Source organism: Dorea sp. 210702-DFI.3.17 (genome assembly GCF_020560825.1).
GTDB lineage: Bacteria > Bacillota > Clostridia > Lachnospirales > Lachnospiraceae > Dorea > Dorea formicigenerans.
Genome location: NZ_JAJCNB010000003.1, coordinates 21,368 through 35,920 on the forward strand (window position 1 = coordinate 21,368; position 14,553 = coordinate 35,920).

Below are 14,553 nucleotides of genomic sequence, written 5' to 3' on the forward strand. Positions count from 1 at the left end.
TCATAGCATATATCCAAATATATTAAACAGGTATCCTACAATGACAATTCCCATGCACACAATTCCGATAAATATTGCAAGTAGCTTTTTCTTGATTGCTTTTGACAACATCACCAGTGACGGGAATGAAATAGTCGTCACAGACATCATAAATGCCAGAATTGTTCCAAGCCCTGCCCCTTTTGCCAGCAGACTTTCTGCAACCGGTATTGTTCCAAAAATATCCGCATACATTGGTACTCCGACTACCGTTGCCAGCGGCACCGCATACCACTTCTGCTCTCCTAATATGCTTCGAACTATATGCTCCGGAATCAGATTGTGAATTGCCGCCCCAATTGCTACTCCAACAAAAATGTATGGTGCAACTTTCTTCACAGTGGATACCACCTGATTCTTTGCATAATTCATTCTGTCTCCTACCGTCAGCTTTGGGGATTCAATATCCACATTCTGAGCCTGTCTGATGAACTCTTCCACCTGGTCTTCCATATGAAGCTTCTCAATCAAAGTGCCTCCAACGACTGCCACAATCAGACCTACAATTACATATGCAAACGCAATCTTGCCTCCAAACACACTCATGAGCAACACAAGCGAACCAAGATCTACCATCGGAGAAGATATGAGAAATGAAAATGTTACACCAAGTGGCAGTCCCGCACTTGTAAATCCCATAAAAATTGGGATTGAAGAACAGGAACAAAATGGTGTCACTGTTCCAAGCAATGCCCCGATAATATTCGCCCAGATACCATGGAATCTTCCCATAATCTTCTTACTTCTCTCCGGCGGAAAATAACTCTGAATATAAGAAATCAGAAAAATAAGCACCGCCAGCAGTACAAAAATCTTAATCACATCATAAATAAAAAAATGTAAAAATTCACCGGGAAATCTACTCTCCCCCATTCCTGCCTTTACAAGCAGATTTCCTATGAGATCTTTCAGCCAGTGCATACCTAATATCTGGTCCTGAAAAAAATCCCAGCCTGTCTTAATCGCACCCATAACGTCTCCTTTTAAACATTAGATATTTCTATAAACAATTCATTATATAGAAATATAGAAATATCTCTATGTTTTAGTTTTATAAAAACCGGCACGAACTTTCGTACCGGTTTCGTTCTATTCACACTTTACATCATACATAGAAAATTGTCAATATGTTTTATTGATAATCCATGACATCAATCCACTTCATCAGGAAATCCTTCTCAAGCTCATTGTTCTTCTCAAGCTGTGCTGCTGCAACAATCGGGAGCCACTGCTGTACATACTGTTTCGCAGTGTCACTCTTCTTGCAGAACATAGTCAGATACATCTCTGCTGCCACACGGTTCTTCAGTGCGAACTGAAGGTAAGTAAGTGCCGCATCTGCGCTGGCATTTCCCTGGGTAACATGTGCCCAGTCTACGACTGTCAGCTTGCCGTCCTCGCCTACGATGACATTACTTGGATTAAAGTCTCCATGGCATACTTTTGTATGCTTCGGCATGCTCTCCAGACGTACCAGAAGCTCATATCTCTGGGTCGCATCCAGTTCTTTTAACTGATTGATCTGTTTTGCCAGTTTGTCTTTCAGTTTCGTAAGCATCGGAGCCGTCTTTGCGTGGATCTGAAGCTGAAGATCTACGAACTCTGCCATATATTTTTCCAGATTATCCGGATCCTTTTCCATGACTGTTTCCAAAGTCTCGCCTGCCTGACACTCAATAACAAGTGCCCATTTTTCATCGATCTGTGTGACCTCATCAAGCTTTGGAATATCCAGTCCCGCCTCCTCGACTCGAACTGTATTCAGCGCCTCATTAAAAACGGCTGACTTCGGGTGATCTTTTTCAAATATTTTTACAATCTTATCCCCGTCCTTGTAGACTTCCTTATAAGAACGTTTCACAATTAATTCCGGATTCGTAAGTTTCATCACATTTACCTCCTTACCAGCACTTTAAGTATAACTCTTTGATTTCTTTCATGAGTGGATATCTTGGGTTTGCTGCTGTACACTGATCGTTAAATGCCTGCTCCACCATGTCGTCCAGTGTGTCCATGAAATATTTCTCATCAATGCCGTACTCGTGAATGGACTTCTTAATACCGATTTTTTCTTTCAGCTCTTCCAGTTTTGCGATAAAGTTTTCAAATACTTCTGCATCGTCTTTTCCCTGGCAGCCTACAAAGCGGCCGATTTCAGCGTATCTTGCCAGTGCATGTGGATACTGATACTGTGAAAATGTTCCCATTTTTGTCGGTACTTCTGCAGCATTATATCTCATAACTTCTGTCAGGATCACTGCATTTGCAACTCCGTGTGGCAGGTGGTGGAATGCACCAAGTTTATGTGCCATGGAGTGGTTCAGTCCAAGAAATGCGTTTGCAAATGCCATTCCTGCCATACAGGATGCGTTTGCCATCTTCTCTCTGGCCTCCGGATCATTTGCACCATTGTCGTATGCTCTCGGCAGATACTCAAATACTGCTTTTGCTGCCTTGAGAGCAAGTCCGTCTGTGTAATCCGTCGCCATAATAGATACATATGCCTCAATTGCATGAGTCATAACATCGATACCAGATGCACTGGTCAGTCCTTTTGGCTGAGTCATCATGTTATCTACATCTACAATTGCCATGTTCGGAAGAAGCTCATAATCTGCAATTGGCCATTTTACGCCTGTCTCGGCATCTGTAATAATGGCAAATGGTGTCACCTCGGAACCTGTTCCGGAAGAAGTCGGGATTGCTACAAAGTAAGCTTTCTCGCCCATTTTCGGGAAAGTGAATACACGCTTGCGGATATCCATGAAGTCCATGGCCATATCCTCAAAGTCAGCTTCCGGATGCTCATACATTACCCACATAATCTTTGCTGCGTCCATGGCAGATCCACCGCCAAGAGCAATGATCGTATCCGGCTCAAATGCACGCATCTGATCCACACCTTTTTCAGCACACTGAAGTGTCGGATCCGGTGCTACCTCGAAGAAGCATGTGTGCTGGATTCCAAGCTCATCCAGTTTCTGCTCGATTGGAGCTACGTAACCATTCTTATATAAGAAGCTGTCTGTTACGATAAATGCTTTCTTTTTGTGCAGTACATTTCCAAGTTCATCAAGCGCTACCGGCATGCAGCCTTTCTTAAAGTATACCTTATCCGGAGTCCGAAACCAAAGCATATTTTCTCTCCTCTCTGCAACTGTTTTAATATTGATCAGGTGTTTTACACCTACATTTTCAGATACGGAGTTTCCTCCCCAGGAACCGCAGCCAAGTGTCAGTGACGGTGCCAGTTTAAAGTTGTAGAGATCTCCGATTCCTCCGTGAGAAGACGGTGTATTGATCAGGATTCGACATGTCTTCATAGCTTCAGCATGTTTTGCAATTTTCTCTGTCTCAGCAGGATGTACATAAAGAGAAGCTGTGTGTCCATATCCTCCATCTGCTACAAGGCGCTCTGCTTTTTCAAGGGCTTCGTCAAATGTCTTCGCACGATACATTCCAAGTACCGGTGATAATTTTTCGTGTGCAAATTCTTCAGAAATGTCTACGGATTCTACTTCACCGATCAGAATCTTTGTATTTTCCGGAACTTCCACACCTGCAAGTTTTGCAATCTCATATGCAGATTTTCCAGGAATCTTGTTATTCAATGCTCCATTTATAATAATCGTCTTACGAACCTTATCAAGCTCTTCTCCTTTTTTCAGGAAGTAGCAGCCTCTGTATGCAAATTCTTTCTTTACTTCATCGTAAATGCTGTCCAGAACCGTTACGGACTGCTCAGATGCACAGATCATACCGTTGTCAAATGTTTTGGAATGAATGATGGAGTTAACTGCAAGTTTAATATCTGCTGTGTCATCAATAATAACCGGTGTATTTCCGGCTCCAACTCCAAGTGCTGGTTTTCCGGAAGAATAAGCTGCCTTTACCATTCCCGGACCACCCGTTGCAAGGATGATGTCAGATTCTTTCATGACCATATTGGTCAGTTCCAGTGACGGTGCATCGATCCAGCCAATGATTCCTTCCGGTGCTCCGGCTTTCACTGCTGCGTCCAGAACAACCTTTGCTGCTGCAATTGTAGAAGCTTTTGCTGCCGGATGCGGACTGATGATAATTGCATTTCTCGTCTTCAGACAGATCAATGTCTTAAAGATTGCTGTTGAAGTCGGGTTCGTTGTCGGAATAACTGCTGCCACAAGACCGATCGGCTCTGCGATTTTCTTAATTCCGAATGCTTTATCTTCCTTAATCACACCACAAGTCTTTGTGTCTTTGTATGCATTGTAAATATACTCTGCTGCATAGTGATTTTTGATTACTTTATCCTCAACAATACCGCGTCCGGTTTCCTCAACTGCCTGCTTTGCAAGTGGAATACGCATTTTGTTCGCTGCCACTGCTGCCGCATAAAAAATCTTGTCAACCTGCTCCTGTGTATAGGTGGCAAAGATTTTCTGCGCCTCGCGCATCGCCTGCATCTTCGCTTCCAACGCTTCCACATTGTCAACAAATACCGGTACAACATCTTTCTTCTTAGCCATCTGGATTCCCTCCTGTAAATAAAAAGTATGGATTATAGTTTGCTTGATTAGACGTCTTTTATTCTTTACATTTGGTAGTATAAATTATCGTTAATTATTTGTCAATATATAAATGATATTTTTTTAACATCATTGTTTATTTTTTGTCATTTGTTGGAAATATTATTATATAAAGCAGTTCACGGGACATAAAACGGAATAATTTCCTATAGATGCTGCGCCGCTTATTTTGAACTTTCTACGCAAACTCGCCTGATGAACAGGCTCAAACAATGCTCCGAAAGTTCAAGCTATGCTCGCATCTATCACGAAAATTATTCCATGCCTTATGTCCCGTGAACTGCTTTTTTCATATCCTGTAGTTTTCCAATAAATGCCAAATAATAAACTGCTTGGAAGCAGGGCGGCTTACGCCGGGAGATCAGTATTTAATTTATCTCAGTCGAGAAGACTCCCACCTCTTCAGGTGATGAGTAATAGCAAATTTGTCTCAGTGGGAGTCCAATCTCCATGCTACAGATTTTCTACTTAGCATTGATTGATTTTCGTTATAGTTGCGAGTATAGTCCAGCTCTTGAAGTTCTGGCCGAGCTTGCCTTAAGCAAGCGAGTTAACGGAAAGAGCTGTGAATAGACGACGCAGCAACTATAGAAAATCATTCAGGCTAAGTAGGAAACTGCAGCATGGAGATTATGATTCAACTTACACATAATATCCAAAAAAAGAGAATGTACCTGATTTAGCACATTCTCTTACAGTTTATATATTCAATTTTACCGATTCATCTCACTATGATATCCGACTGTCTCGTGATCATGGATAATATTCTCTATCTCCTCACGATCCAATGACGGCATATCACCTGGGATAGTATTCTTGGCTGCACTGCTGGCATTTCCATAGCGAAGAGCACTTGCACACCCTCCGCCTTCTCTCAAAAGTCCATACAGCACTCCGGAACAATAAGCATCTCCGCTTCCGATACGATCTACAACTTCGATATTCTCGTATGGTTTCTCTTCATAGAATTTCTTCGCTTTTGCGTCGTAAATTACAGAAGTAAAGTTATGTATCTTTGGACTTAATACAGTACGCTGGGTGGATGCGATGACGGAGATTGGATATTCAGCCGCAAAGCTTTCCATGATCTCTTTTACATTGCCTTCTTTTCCAAATGTCAGTCTTGCAGTGTCTTCGGAGCAGAAGAAAATGTCTACATAAGGAAGAATTCCTTCAATACATTTTCTTGCTTCTTCTCCTGACCAGAGATTCAGGCGGAAATTCACGTCAAATGAAATGAGTGCGCCTTTTTCTTTAAATCTCTTAATCATCTCTACTCCGGTCTTCCGACACTCTTCACTGAGCGCCAGAGTAATTCCGGAGGTATGAAAGCATCTGGTCGATTCATATATACTGTCATCAAATTCATCGATGTCAATTCTGGTCATGGACGAATGCTGTCTGTCATAGACCACGCCCGGTTTTCTCGGGTATGCTCCGTTCTCGTAGTAATACACGCCCAATCTTGCATCTTTTCCTGTATCGTATACCAGATAATCATCACTGACTCCACAGAACCGGATCTTATTCTTTGCGAACATCCCGATACTACTGTCCGGAATTCTTGATATGATACCGGATCTCAGGCCAAGAAGAGATACGCCGGAAGCTACGTTAAGTTCTGCGCCGCCAACCTGCTTCTGAAATGTCTCTCCACGTACGATACGCTCATTGTCCGGTGGGGACAGACGAAGCAGAATCTCTCCTAATGTCAGCAGATCAAATGCTTTTTTCTTCATAAGACTAGCCTCTTACTTCTTTTACAATCTCTACAGCTTCTTTTGTCATTGCCTCAATCTTGTCGAACTCTCCAGCCTCTACAAGACTTCCTTTTACCATCCAGCTTCCGCCACATGCAAGAATCTTGTCATATGCAAGATATTCTTTTACATTTGTCGCATTGATTCCACCTGTAGGCATGAATTTCAGTCCTGTGTATGGAGCTGCCATAGCTTTGATCATCTTCAGTCCGCCTGCTGGCTCTGCCGGGAAGAATTTTACAACTTCAAGACCATTCTCGATTGCCTGCTCAGCCTCGCTTGGAGTGCAGATTCCTGGTGTGATCGGAATATTCTTCTCTACACAGTATTTTACAATCTTAGGATTCAGTCCTGGGCTTACGATAAATTTTGCTCCTGCTGCTACAGCACGGTCTACCTGCTCTGTTGTCAGAACTGTTCCGGCTCCAACAAGCATCTCTGGATATTTCTCAGACATGATACGGATTGACTCCTCTGCTGCATCTGTACGGAAAGTAACCTCTGCACATGGAAGTCCTCCATTGCAAAGAGCTTTTGCAAGTGGCTCTGCGTCCTTTGCATCATTTAATACAACGACTGGTACAATACCAATTTTCTGAATCTTCTCTAATACTTCATTCATGATCTTCTTCTCCTTCTTCTTTTTCAGTTTCATTATGTGAAACCTATTTTCATATTATGAAATCTCTTAATTCTGATTATACTCAAAGGACGCATAATGTCAAGAGTATTTCAAGTTTTCTAACTACCTCTTTATTATAATTCTAAGCTTATGTAAAAACAACCTGTTCTCATTTGTAGACTTGCGGAGGTGCGCAGTAGAAGTATGTCATGCAATTGCATGACGCGCACCTCGCAGCAAGAATGCCGAGGCATTCTTGAATACAATTCTACATTATGCAAAAAGGGCGCATGAAAAAACTTCCGTTTTTTCACACGCCCCTTCTCTTATCCATCATTTTCTTTATGATGTCGGGTGCAAAAGCCCCCAACTATGATACACACAGACTGCCTATCTTTCTTATGCATTTTTCTTATGCATTTTTCTACATATTTTTCTTATGCTCAGTATGCAGAAGCATGTGAGCTTTGTGAGACATCGGTGCCTCAAAGTACTCTTTGTACATCTGAATGACATCTGGATTCTCATGAGAGAATCTAAGGTTCGCATTGCGATCCAGATAATACAGGTTCTTTCCACGTTCAAATGCGCGCTCTTCGCCGTCGTGGATCGGCTGTCCGCCACCACCGGCGCATCCTCCCGGACATGCCATAACTTCTACGAAGTCATAGTGCACTTCACCGGATTCAATCTTGCGAATCAATTCTCTTGTATTTCCAAGTCCGCTGACTACTGCAGTTCTCACTGTAATATCATTAATCTGGAAATTTGCTTCCTGAACGCCGTCATTTTCATTGAATCCCTGGCTTCTGACTGCTGTAAATGCCTCTGCCGGCGGATTCTCACCTTTGATGATATAGTAAGCAGACCGAAGTGCCGCCTCCATAACTCCACCGGTTGCACCGAAGATGACTCCGGCTCCGGTTCCCTCATGCATCGGGCGGTCACTCTCAACATCTACCAGTGTCTGTGGGCTGATATGTGCAGAACGGATCATTCGGATCAGCTCACGTGTGGTGATAACTGCATCAATATCATGTCCTGCATATTCTTCATAATAAAGATCCATCTCACGCTCTGCCTTCTTAGCCACACATGGCATAACAGATACAGTATAGATCTTCTCCGGACTTACGCCCAGCTTCTCTGCAAAATATGTCTTCATAACTGCACCGAACATCTGCTGTGGTGATTTTGCGGAAGACAGATATTTTACCAGATGTGGGAACTGACTCTTAATAAAGCGCACCCATCCCGGACAGCAGGAAGTGAACATCGGGCGGTCTTTTAATTCACCACTTGTAAATCTCTTTACGAATTCATTTCCCTCTTCCATAATCGTAAGATCCGCAGAAAATGTTGTATCAAATACATAGTTTATTCCCATTCTCTTGAGGGCATCTATGATTTTTCCAACTGTTGCATCTTCCGGTGCCAGTCCGAGTTCCTCTCCCCATGCTGCGCGGACAGCAGGTGCTACCTGAGCAACCACGATCTTATCCGGATCTTCAATTGCTTTCCATACTTCATTCGTATCACTTCTCTCGCGAAGTGCTCCGACAGGACAATGTGTAATGCACTGACCACAAAGTGCACAATCTGCCTCTCGGATAGAATTATGACCTGACACATTAACTGTTGTGTGATAACCGGTTCCTTCTACATCCCAGACACCAAGCCCCTGAACCTTGTCACACACCTGCACGCAACGCATACATTTGATACATTTTGCAGAATCACGAATCAGCGGAAATGTTTTATCCCATGGCTGGTGTTCCAGATACTGATGAAATGGAAGTTCTAAAATATCCAGATCATTTGCAATTTTCTGAAGACTGCAGTTGCCGCTTCTCATACAAGTTACACACTGACAGTCGTGCTCAGAAAGAATCAGTTCTACTGTTGTACGTCTGTCCTTTCTGACTTTCGGACTATTTGTATAAATGACCATACCTTCCTCGCAAATATTATTGCAGGCGGTGATCAGTCTGTCCTTTCCTTCCAGCTCTACCACACACACGCGACAGGCGCCTATTTCATTGATGCCTTTGAGATAACAAAGACTCGGAATCTGAATACCAACGGATCTGGCAGCTTCCATAATTGTGGTATTCTCTTCTACTGAAATCTGTCTTCCATCTATTGTAAGATTTACCATAATTTTTCTCTGCCTCCTTTAAATATTCCATATCCGAAATGATCGCAGCGCAGACAGCGACAGGCTTCCTGTTTTGCTTCTTTTTCGGTCATGCAGTTCTCCACTCCTTCAAAATCACAGACTCTCTCACATGCCTCGCGCTCTGTAAGTTCTGCACGTCCGCAAGGTACTCTGTCATGAAGGCTTGCTTTCGGAATCTCTACATCACAGGAAATCTCATGATGATATCCAAGATATTCATCAATGTTGGCAGCTACAACTTTTGCTGCTGCAATCGCTTTGATCACAGTAGCCGGACCACTTGCACAGTCTCCTCCTGCAAATACACCTGGCATATCCAGGAAATCTCCTCCTGCAGTTGTCACGATCTTACCACGCTCTACCGGAATTCCTGCTTCTGCGAAATGATCTGTCTCAATATTCTGACCAATTGCCACAACAAGGATATCACATGGAATATACTGATCTGGCTCTCCTGTTGCTTTTACGCTTGCACGTCCGCCTTTGATCTCACTGATCATCTGCGGTGTAACATACATTCCTTTAATGTGATGATTTTCATCAATATCCAAAGATGCCGGGGCCTTCAGAGTCTGTACTTCAATTCCCTCTGCAATTGCTCCTTCAATCTCTGCCGGAAGAGCTGTCATATCTGCAACTCTTCTTCTATATACAATGCTGACTTTCTTAGCACCCAGTCTTTTGGCTGTACGGACTGCATCCATAGATACATTACCACCACCGACAACTGCGACTTCTTTTCCAGTCAGGTCAAGTGCTTCGTCTTTTCCTACATCTCTTAAGAACTGTACTGCTGAGATGACTCCGTCTGCATCTTCGCCTTCCAGTCCAAGTTTCTTATCTGTACTTGCTCCAATTGTAATCAGAACAGCATCGTACTCACTGCGAAGCTGTTGGATTGTAATATCTTCACCGATCTTAAGACCGTATTTTACTTCTACTCCTGTCTTTAAGATTGCATTGATATCCTCGTCCAGACGCTCTTTCGGAAGTCTGTAGTTCGGAATACCATAGCGGAGCATACCTCCAAGCTTTGGAAGCATCTCATATACCGTTGTCTGATGTCCCATAAGCTGCAGATAATAAGCTGCACTGAGTCCTCCCGGGCCTCCTCCTAATACAGCAATTTTCTTACCTGTGCCTGGTGCACATTTTGGCGGCTCTACTTCCCCTGCAAAGTCTGCTGCCACTCGTTTCAGGCCACGGATATTAATAGAATCATCAATCATGTTACGACGGCATCTTGCCTCACATGGATGCTCACAGATAAATCCACATGTTGTCGGGAATGGATTATCCTTCCGGATCAGACGGATTGCATCTGCATAGCGTCCTTCCCCAACTAACGCTACATATCCCGGAATATCAACATGTGCAGGACATAAGGATACACATGGTACCGGCTGATTATATGTACAGGTACAGCGTCCGTTCTTGATATGCTCAATATAATCATCGCGATATCCGATCAGTCCCTTATATACCATATGCGCTGCTTCATATCCAATCGCACAGTCGGCAGACTCCATAATAGACTTTGCTGTCTGCTCCATAGTATCAAGTGTCTCCATTGTTGCGTTGCCGTTCAGTACCTTTCTGATCAGGTGATTCAACTGACCAAGACCGACACGGCAAGGTACACATTTTCCACAAGTCTGAGCATGGCATAACTCCAAAAATGCGCGAGACAAGTCTACTGGACATAATCCCGGTGGGCTTGATTCGATTCTGCGCTCAAGATCCTTGTAGAGCTGCTCCATAACAAGGTCTGCCCTGCTAGGAGTATCGATCGTTAATCTACTCATTTTTTTATTCCTTCCCTCTCTACCGATTGTTTTTAGAATAAGTAACGGTCATATTGTAACATTTGGATAAAATTTTGTAAATACTTTTATCTAAATTAGTCACAATGCTATTTTTTTATCAATAGCAACGTCTTTTCTATAGTTTCTTTTTATAAACGTCCTTATATTTTCTAAATATAATTTAGTTAGTTTCATTTAAAACCCGTCCCAATTTTATCAATCCTGTGAAACATATATCTTTCCTTGTGGTTTTAAATTTCAAATGCTATAATTAACCGAAAGAAACGCCTATAAGCGCGCTTGTTTATAGATAAATACAACACGAGGTGATACAAATGAACACAGGCTGCCTGATACTGGCAGGAGGAAAAAGCCGTCGGATGGGATATCGGAAATCCTCTCTGAGACTTAATGGAACAACATTTCTCGACAAACTGATTTTTGAACTACGCGATTTTCCTGAGATTCTGGTTTCAGTCGATGATGCCGCCCGGCATCCGGAAATCCCTTATTCAATGATTGATGACCGATATTCAGATTGCGGTCCTATGAGCGGACTTTACAGTGCCTTATCTGTCTGCGAGTCGGATGCGCTGCTCGTTCTTCCCTGTGACGTTCCTCTTTTTTCCGGGACACTGGCACATCACCTTCAGGAAGTCATGGAACATTCTGATACTGATGCACTTATCTGTGTCACGGCAGATGAACGGATCCACCCCCTGTGTGGCATTTATCGCAAAAGCTGCACCCCTGTACTAAAGAGGTGCTTAGATAATGGAAATCTTCGGATCATGGATGCTTTGAACAACTTAAAGGTTCATTTTTATCACGTAGAAGAAGATTCCTGGCAACTACAGAATATCAATACACCAGAGGAATACCAAAAGCTGACTGCAAAAAGCTGCCTGGCCATTTCTGGATTTAAAAACTCCGGAAAAACCACTTTAATGGAACGATTGATCCCAGAGCTGATCCACCGGGGACTTAAGGTCGCCACAGTCAAACATGACGGACATTCTTTCGAACCTGATTCTCCCGGAACAGACAGTTATCGGTTTTGGCAGGCGGGCGTGAGTGCTTCCATCGTCTATGATAACGACAAATATTCCGTTGTAAAACGGGAACCTTTACAGGAATCTGCAATTGCGGGGCTTGTCGGTGATGCTGATCTTGTTCTTTTAGAAGGCTTCAAATGGAGCGATTATCCAAAGCTTATATTATTGACTGGAAGTGATGAACAAAATAACAGCTTACTCGCTTCTGCTTCTAATTGTATCTCCTACATCACTGCTGATTTTTCAACCGAACAGTTGATACAAGATACACCCGTTTATTGTCGGGATAATATCGAAGCTATCGCTGACTGTATATTACAGCATTATCATAACGGAGATTTAAAACATTTATAAATAATCGATACATTTATATAAGGAAAATATACATATGAACATTCAGACTTTAAAAGAAGCATCTGACTGTCTCCTGAATCTGGCAAAACCAGAAACTCAGCCGATAGAACACATTTTACTACAAGATGCTTTTGAACGAATTCTTGCAGAAGATATTACAGCTAAAATTCCGGTGCCTTCTTTTGCCAAAAGCGCATATGATGGATATGCACTTCGTCAGGCTGACACAGCCGCTGCTTCACCGGAACATCCTGTGACTTTAGATGTTACCGAGGTAATTCCTGCCGGAAGTGTTCCAACCTATCCAATCACAGAAGGAAAAGCTGCACGGATCATGACCGGCGCACCGGTTCCGGAAGGTGCCGATGCCATTATCATGCATGAGCGCACTTCCTTTACTGAGAATACAGTTACATTAACGGCGCCCGTTACCTCCGCAAACATCATTCCACCTGGGGAAGATGTTGCAGCCGGAACTTTGCTTGTTCCAAAAGGCAAAATACTTACCGCTTCTGACCTGGCACTGATTGCCGGACAGGGGATTGCTGAAATTGGGGTCTATAAAAAGCTCTCCATCGGGCTTATCAGTACCGGAAGCGAACTTTTGAATACGGGTTCTCCTTTAGAATACGGTAAGATTTATAACACGAATCCATATCTTTTAGGCGGTTACATTCAAAAGCATCATATGACTGCCAACTACCTTAACACGGTCAGTGATGATCTGGATTCCCTGTGTCGGGCCGTACTTGAAGCCCTCAAGACCAATGATGTCGTAATCACGACAGGCGGTGTATCTGCCGGTGATTTCGACTATATGCCGGAAGTGATACGTCGTATTGGGGGCGACCTTCTCTTCCACCGGTTAAAATTCAAACCGGGCGGTGCAATGCTTGGAGCATTTAAAGACGGAAAAGTCATTCTGGGCTTATCCGGTAATCCGGGTGCTGCCGCAACAGGTCTGTTGTGTGTCGGCTTTCCATTTATGAGAAAACTCTCAGGAAGATCTGACATCACATTTTCACAGGCAACTGCTTATCTTGGGGTTGATTTTAAAAAATCAAGTCCTGTGACTAGAATTTTAAAAGGTCATTCAGATTTCAAAAATGGTATGTTATATTTCACCCCACTTAGCAACCAGCACAATGGTTCTGTTTCTTCCATGAGCGATTGTGATCTGCTGGCCGTCATTCCTGCCGGAAGTAAACCTCTTGCGGCAGGCGACAAGCTTGAAGTCTATATATTATGATATCAGGGCAAACGATGTTTTTACGTAACTTTTTGCCGGCATCATATATATTAGAAATAAAATTTTAGGGGAAGGGAGGAATTTGTTATGAATTCACCAAAAGAAATTGCTAACAATTACATTGCTATCGGAAAGGGGAAGGTAAACACTCCGGTCGCCAAGATGTTCGTTCTTGGAATACTGGCCGGAATCTTTATCGCATTTGGAGGCGTTGCTTCTACTGCAGCCGCTGTATCTATTCCGCTGGCATCTGTAGGCAAGTTTCTTGGAGCATGCATCTTCCCAGGAGGACTGACTATGGTACTCCTCGCTGGAAGTGAACTGTTCACAGGTAATTGTCTTCTGGTTATTCCGCTCTGCAAAAAAGAAATCACTCTTGGCGGAATGCTGAAGAACTGGGTAGTTGTATACCTTGGCAATATGGTCGGTGGAATTGGTGTTGCTGCAATCTGTGTATTCAGCCATCAGGCCGGTCTTTTTAACAACGGTCTTGCTGCTTCTATGATCAGCACTGCTGCCGGTAAGGTATCACTCTCCTTTGGCGATGCATTTCTTCGCGGAATTGCATGTAATTTCCTTGTATGTATCGCTGTATGGATTTCATTTGCTGCCAAGCAGGTGTCTTCCAAGATCATCGGATTGTTCTTTCCAATCATGATGTTCGTTTTATGTGGATTCGAGCATAGCGTAGCCAATATGTACTATATTGCTGCCGGTATTTTTGCTAAGGGAAATGCAGCCTATCTTGAAGCTGCAACTGCTGCCGGCGCTGACGTATCTGGCCTTACATGGGGAGCTATGTTCACCAAAAATCTTCTTCCGGTAACGTTGGGGAACATTATCGGCGGAGCAGTTTTGGTAGGTCTTGCCTACTGGTTCGTTTACTTAAAAGACGACTAAAAAAATCTTTATTGAATTTAGA

At 43.1% G+C, this 14,553-nt stretch carries 10 protein-coding genes; 3 read left to right on the forward strand and 7 right to left on the reverse strand.

The genetic code is table 11. The features are described from left to right. The 7 genes from LI149_RS03955 to LI149_RS03985 form a co-directional block, all read right to left on the reverse strand. Window positions 1-1,011, reverse strand: a complete 1,011-nt coding sequence (locus tag LI149_RS03955; RefSeq protein ID WP_117606536.1) for a permease — start codon at window positions 1,009-1,011, stop codon at window positions 1-3. Window positions 1,012-1,171: 160 nt separating this feature from the next. Next, window positions 1,172-1,927 carry an aminoglycoside phosphotransferase family protein gene (locus LI149_RS03960; protein WP_118447361.1) on the reverse strand — a complete coding sequence of 252 codons (756 nt, stop codon included), beginning with the start codon at window positions 1,925-1,927 and terminating at the stop codon, window positions 1,172-1,174. Between the two features lie 13 nt (window positions 1,928-1,940). Then, window positions 1,941-4,547, reverse strand: a complete 2,607-nt coding sequence (gene adhE, locus LI149_RS03965) for a bifunctional acetaldehyde-CoA/alcohol dehydrogenase (RefSeq protein WP_227142981.1) — start codon at window positions 4,545-4,547, stop codon at window positions 1,941-1,943. A 773-nt stretch (window positions 4,548-5,320) separates the two neighbouring features. Beyond that, on the reverse strand, window positions 5,321-6,346 hold the full coding sequence (locus LI149_RS03970; RefSeq protein WP_117657662.1) for a sugar kinase: 1,026 nt from the start codon (window positions 6,344-6,346) through the stop codon (window positions 5,321-5,323). 4 nt (window positions 6,347-6,350) lie between these two features. Next, window positions 6,351-6,989 (reverse strand): bifunctional 4-hydroxy-2-oxoglutarate aldolase/2-dehydro-3-deoxy-phosphogluconate aldolase, encoded by a 639-nt coding sequence (locus tag LI149_RS03975; protein ID WP_022279208.1) that lies wholly within the window; start codon window positions 6,987-6,989, stop codon window positions 6,351-6,353. Window positions 6,990-7,413: 424 nt separating this feature from the next. Continuing rightward, window positions 7,414-9,147: a [FeFe] hydrogenase, group A gene (locus LI149_RS03980; protein ID WP_227142982.1), complete on the reverse strand. Its 1,734-nt coding sequence runs from the start codon at window positions 9,145-9,147 to the stop codon at window positions 7,414-7,416. After that, entirely contained in the window at window positions 9,141-10,973 is a 1,833-nt protein-coding gene (locus LI149_RS03985; protein ID WP_227142983.1) for an NAD(P)-binding protein, read from the reverse strand. The genes LI149_RS03980 and LI149_RS03985 overlap by 7 nt, the downstream gene beginning before the upstream one ends. 335 nt (window positions 10,974-11,308) lie before the next feature. Between LI149_RS03985 and mobB the strand changes: the two genes are divergently transcribed. From mobB to LI149_RS04000, 3 genes are all read left to right on the forward strand, one after another. Continuing rightward, window positions 11,309-12,382: a molybdopterin-guanine dinucleotide biosynthesis protein B gene (gene mobB, locus LI149_RS03990; RefSeq protein ID WP_117980525.1), complete on the forward strand. Its 1,074-nt coding sequence runs from the start codon at window positions 11,309-11,311 to the stop codon at window positions 12,380-12,382. 34 nt (window positions 12,383-12,416) lie between these two features. After that, window positions 12,417-13,631: a molybdopterin molybdotransferase MoeA gene (locus LI149_RS03995; RefSeq protein WP_227142984.1), complete on the forward strand. Its 1,215-nt coding sequence runs from the start codon at window positions 12,417-12,419 to the stop codon at window positions 13,629-13,631. 87 nt (window positions 13,632-13,718) lie between these two features. After that, window positions 13,719-14,531: a formate/nitrite transporter family protein gene (locus LI149_RS04000; RefSeq protein WP_005332316.1), complete on the forward strand. Its 813-nt coding sequence runs from the start codon at window positions 13,719-13,721 to the stop codon at window positions 14,529-14,531. Window positions 14,532-14,553 lie beyond the last annotated feature (22 nt).